This window comes from Rickettsia sp. TH2014, assembly GCF_019249195.1.
Lineage (GTDB): Bacteria > Pseudomonadota > Alphaproteobacteria > Rickettsiales > Rickettsiaceae > Rickettsia > Rickettsia felis.
Genome location: NZ_MXAX01000167.1, coordinates 1 through 3,268 on the forward strand (window position 1 = coordinate 1; position 3,268 = coordinate 3,268).

The window sequence follows — 3,268 nt, forward strand, 5'->3', positions numbered from 1 at the left end:
GGCGTAACTGCAATATGGAGGCATGACCATTTTTTCTTATGCCTCTTGCTTTGCTATCTCTGCCTTTTACCATGATTGGGTTTGATAGCTATATATTAATGATTATGGAGTTTTTATTGAAATAATCATAAAATCAGCCGTCTATTTTAATAGCTTACTGGGAGCTGTATGGTATTTCGGTTATATTACCAATTTCAGCATATTACTTTTTTATTCGGTTTTTTTGGATTTGTATATGGAAAACATCGTGGCGTTTGCTTGGTCTTGTAATTATGATAATATCTTTTATATTTATGTTCTACTCTCCAAAGCCGGAATTAATATTTGACACAAATCATATGGCAGTAGGCATTAAAGACAAAGACGACAAGCTTATAATTTATGCCGATAAAATGCATACATTTAATAGAACTTATTGGGCTAATTGGTTCGGACAAAAAGATAGTATGGTATTACCTTTAAAAGATAATATTTTCATAACTAATCACGGACAGAAAATTATTATTAATAAAAACAATTATTGTAAAGACGCCGAAATTCATATCAACCTTAACTACAAAGCTAAATGCAAAGGAAGTTTAATAACGATTAATCATGATTTTTTTAAAAAAGTCCTGTTATACTTATCTTTTGCAATAAAAAGGAATGTACGGTAAAATCAAATAATGCAAGTTATACATAAAACTTTAAAAATTCCTTCAAAAGGATATCAAAAAATCTTGAACCTTTTAAATGAAAAGGGGCAAGCACGACTTATCGGCGGCTGCGTGCGGGATGCGTTACTAGAGAAAGATAGCTACGATATCGATATAGCTACTAATTTAACACCGGATGAAGTAATAAATATTTTATCAAAAGCTAAGACAAAAACCATTCCGACCGGCTTAAAATTCGGTACGATTACGGCTATTTTAAACGAGGAAAAATTTGAGATTACAACTCTCAGGAAAGATATCGAATGCAACGGCAGGCATGCCAAAGTAATATTCACAAACGATTTTGCCGAAGATGCCGCAAGACGAGATTTTACTATTAATGCTTTAAGCTATTGTCCATTTAAGAACGAGATATATGATTATTTTGAAGGATTTAAGGATTTGCAGCAGGAAAAGGTTGTATTTATAGGGGAAGCTCTAGATAGAATTAAAGAAGATTACTTACGAATCCTACGCTTTTTTCGGTTTTCTAGCTATTATGCGAATCAGCTTGATGATGGCGGCTTTAAAGCATGTAAAGCTTTAAAAGACGGCTTAAAAACTTTATCACGAGAGCGAATAAAAAGCGAAATGGATAAAATCATTGTTTCAAAAAAAGCAGCACAAATTTTAGAAGCTATGTCCCACATAGGAATATTAGAACTAATATTCTCTATCCAAAATTATGAAATAGAATTTTTTGAGCAATCTAAAGAATTAGAATTAGCAACTAATTATGCTTTATTACTATATAATTTAAAAAATATAAATTCAAAGCTTCTTCTCGATTGGAAATTCTCAAGACAGGAAGCAATGCAAATATTATCGATACTAAACTTTCTGAATGATTCTAAAGATAGCATGAAAAAAATTTGGTTTAAAAAAAAGAACTATAAGGAATATTTATTAGCAGCCTGCATAATCAGTAAACTAGACCATTCACAAGTAAAAGAATTTATCTATAAATATGATACATTATTACGTCCGAAATTCCAAGTAAACGGCAATGATTTATTAAATTTGAATATAGAAAAAAAAGAGATAGGTACAAAACTGGAATATTTAAAAAATTTTTGGATAGAGCGGGATTTCAAACCCAGTAAATTGGAGTTGTTAAAAAAGTTATGAGAGATAGTGTGTTAAACCGTCATTGCGAGGAAAAATTGAAAATTTTGACGAAGCAATCTCGCACCAAAATCCTGAGATTGCCACGCTCCTTTCAGTCGCTCGCAATGACAATTTTATTATATCTCACCTTCTTCAGCCTTACTAGCTACGCTAAGCCTAAAATAGTTGTAAGTATCACGCCAATCGCTAGTATAGCCGCAATGCTTGTTAACGATAAAGCAGATATCGAGAGTTTAGCAGTAAACAATGATTGCCCTCATCACCATAATATAAAGCCAAGCGATCTCGCTAAAGTCAAAAATGCCGATATAGCTATTTATATTAATGAACAATTTGACGGTTTTGCCAAGAAATTAATTGATAATCATAGCAAAAATATTATCAAAATTAGCGATATTAAATCTTTAACCATTATAAAAGATATAGTCAAATCAGTTGGATTTAATTACAAGGAGCGAGGAGCGAAACCTATAACTAATAGGAGAGTGACAAGTGACGATGGAAGTGGATTCAAATCATTTGACTATAATTGGCATATTTGGCTTGATCTTGATAATGTAAGAATTTTGCTACAAGAATTTGCACGAATATTTAGCGAAAAATTGCCTGAGCTACAAGAAGATATTAATAATAACCTTTCAGCGGCACTTAGAGAATTAAACACGCTACAAGAAATTAAGAATAATGAATTTGTAACGATAAAAGATGTAATTTTATTAAGTGATAGTAGCGAGTATTTTTTTGTTAATACTAATATTAAAACTGCAAAATTATATAGCGAAAGTCAGAAAAGCTTACGATATATACGCAAGCTAGAAGATTTAATTAAAGAGTCTAATAATAAATGTCTTGTGTTAAGTAGCGAACAAAATTCACGATTATACGATAAATTAAACGCTAAAATAATAATATTAAATAGCGAAAACTGGAATGTGAAAAATATTAATTCAAGCACTTTTCAGAACCAATATTTACAAATGATTAATCAAGTTAAAAAATGCTTATATTAAATAACGAAGAAGAGACAAAAAAGCTTGCAAAACTTTTAGCACAAAACTTAAAGCTAAATGATATAGTCTTACTTAACGGTGATCTTGGGGCCGGTAAGACATTTTTTTGTCGTGAAATTATTAAACATTTTTGCGGTGAAAATACAAACATTCTAAGCCCGACTTTTAATTTACTGCAAACATATAAAACTTCCAACTTTACTATTTATCATTATGATCTTTATCGTCTTAAATCACCTGAAGAAATTTATGAACTTGGATTTGAAGAGGCATTAAACGGCAATTTAATTTTAATAGAATGGTCTGAAATTATTAAGCATTTATTTATCCCGCCTTTAATCGAGATAAATCTAGAAGTATTAGACGAAAATAAACGTTTGTGTAGCATTATATGTAGAAGTCAAGATTTAATCTTACAGACATTATAAAAATTAT

General features: G+C 30.4%; 3 protein-coding genes and 3 pseudogenes. 5 read left to right on the forward strand and 1 reads right to left on the reverse strand.

The features are described from left to right. Positions 1-29: 29 nt before the first annotated feature. From KYQ89_RS08250 to KYQ89_RS03215, 3 genes and pseudogenes are all read left to right on the forward strand, one after another. Positions 30-169, forward strand: a pseudogene (locus tag KYQ89_RS08250) (ComEC/Rec2 family competence protein); the annotation flags it as partial. A 103-nt stretch (positions 170-272) separates the two neighbouring features. Beyond that, a pseudogene (locus tag KYQ89_RS08255) lies at positions 273-476 on the forward strand (ComEC/Rec2 family competence protein); the annotation flags it as partial. A gap of 189 nt (positions 477-665) precedes the next feature. Beyond that, positions 666-1,823, forward strand: a complete 1,158-nt coding sequence (locus KYQ89_RS03215) for a CCA tRNA nucleotidyltransferase (RefSeq protein WP_218460379.1) — start codon at positions 666-668, stop codon at positions 1,821-1,823. A gap of 17 nt (positions 1,824-1,840) precedes the next feature. Here the strand turns inward: KYQ89_RS03215 and KYQ89_RS08260 are convergent. Then, positions 1,841-1,918, reverse strand: a pseudogene (locus tag KYQ89_RS08260) (octaprenyl-diphosphate synthase); the annotation flags it as partial. A 9-nt stretch (positions 1,919-1,927) separates the two neighbouring features. Here KYQ89_RS08260 and KYQ89_RS03220 point away from each other — a divergent pair. Then, the gene (locus KYQ89_RS03220) at positions 1,928-2,833 is read left to right on the forward strand and encodes a metal ABC transporter solute-binding protein, Zn/Mn family (RefSeq protein ID WP_371920398.1); all 906 of its coding nucleotides are present in this window, start codon (positions 1,928-1,930) and stop codon (positions 2,831-2,833) included. Beyond that, positions 2,821-3,261 carry a tRNA (adenosine(37)-N6)-threonylcarbamoyltransferase complex ATPase subunit type 1 TsaE gene (gene tsaE, locus KYQ89_RS03225; protein WP_218460381.1) on the forward strand — a complete coding sequence of 147 codons (441 nt, stop codon included), beginning with the start codon at positions 2,821-2,823 and terminating at the stop codon, positions 3,259-3,261. Before KYQ89_RS03220 ends, tsaE begins: the two co-directional genes overlap by 13 nt. Positions 3,262-3,268: the final 7 nt, after the last annotated feature.

What these genes read in the sequence shown, in the direction of transcription:
- KYQ89_RS03220 (WP_371920398.1), top strand. Translation starts at nt 1,928, where the DNA reads ATGACAATTTTATTATATCTCACCTTCTTCAGCCTTACTAGCTACGCT.
- KYQ89_RS03215 (WP_218460379.1), top strand. Translation starts at nt 666, where the DNA reads ATGCAAGTTATACATAAAACTTTAAAAATTCCTTCAAAAGGATATCAA.
- tsaE (WP_218460381.1), top strand. Translation starts at nt 2,821, where the DNA reads ATGCTTATATTAAATAACGAAGAAGAGACAAAAAAGCTTGCAAAACTT.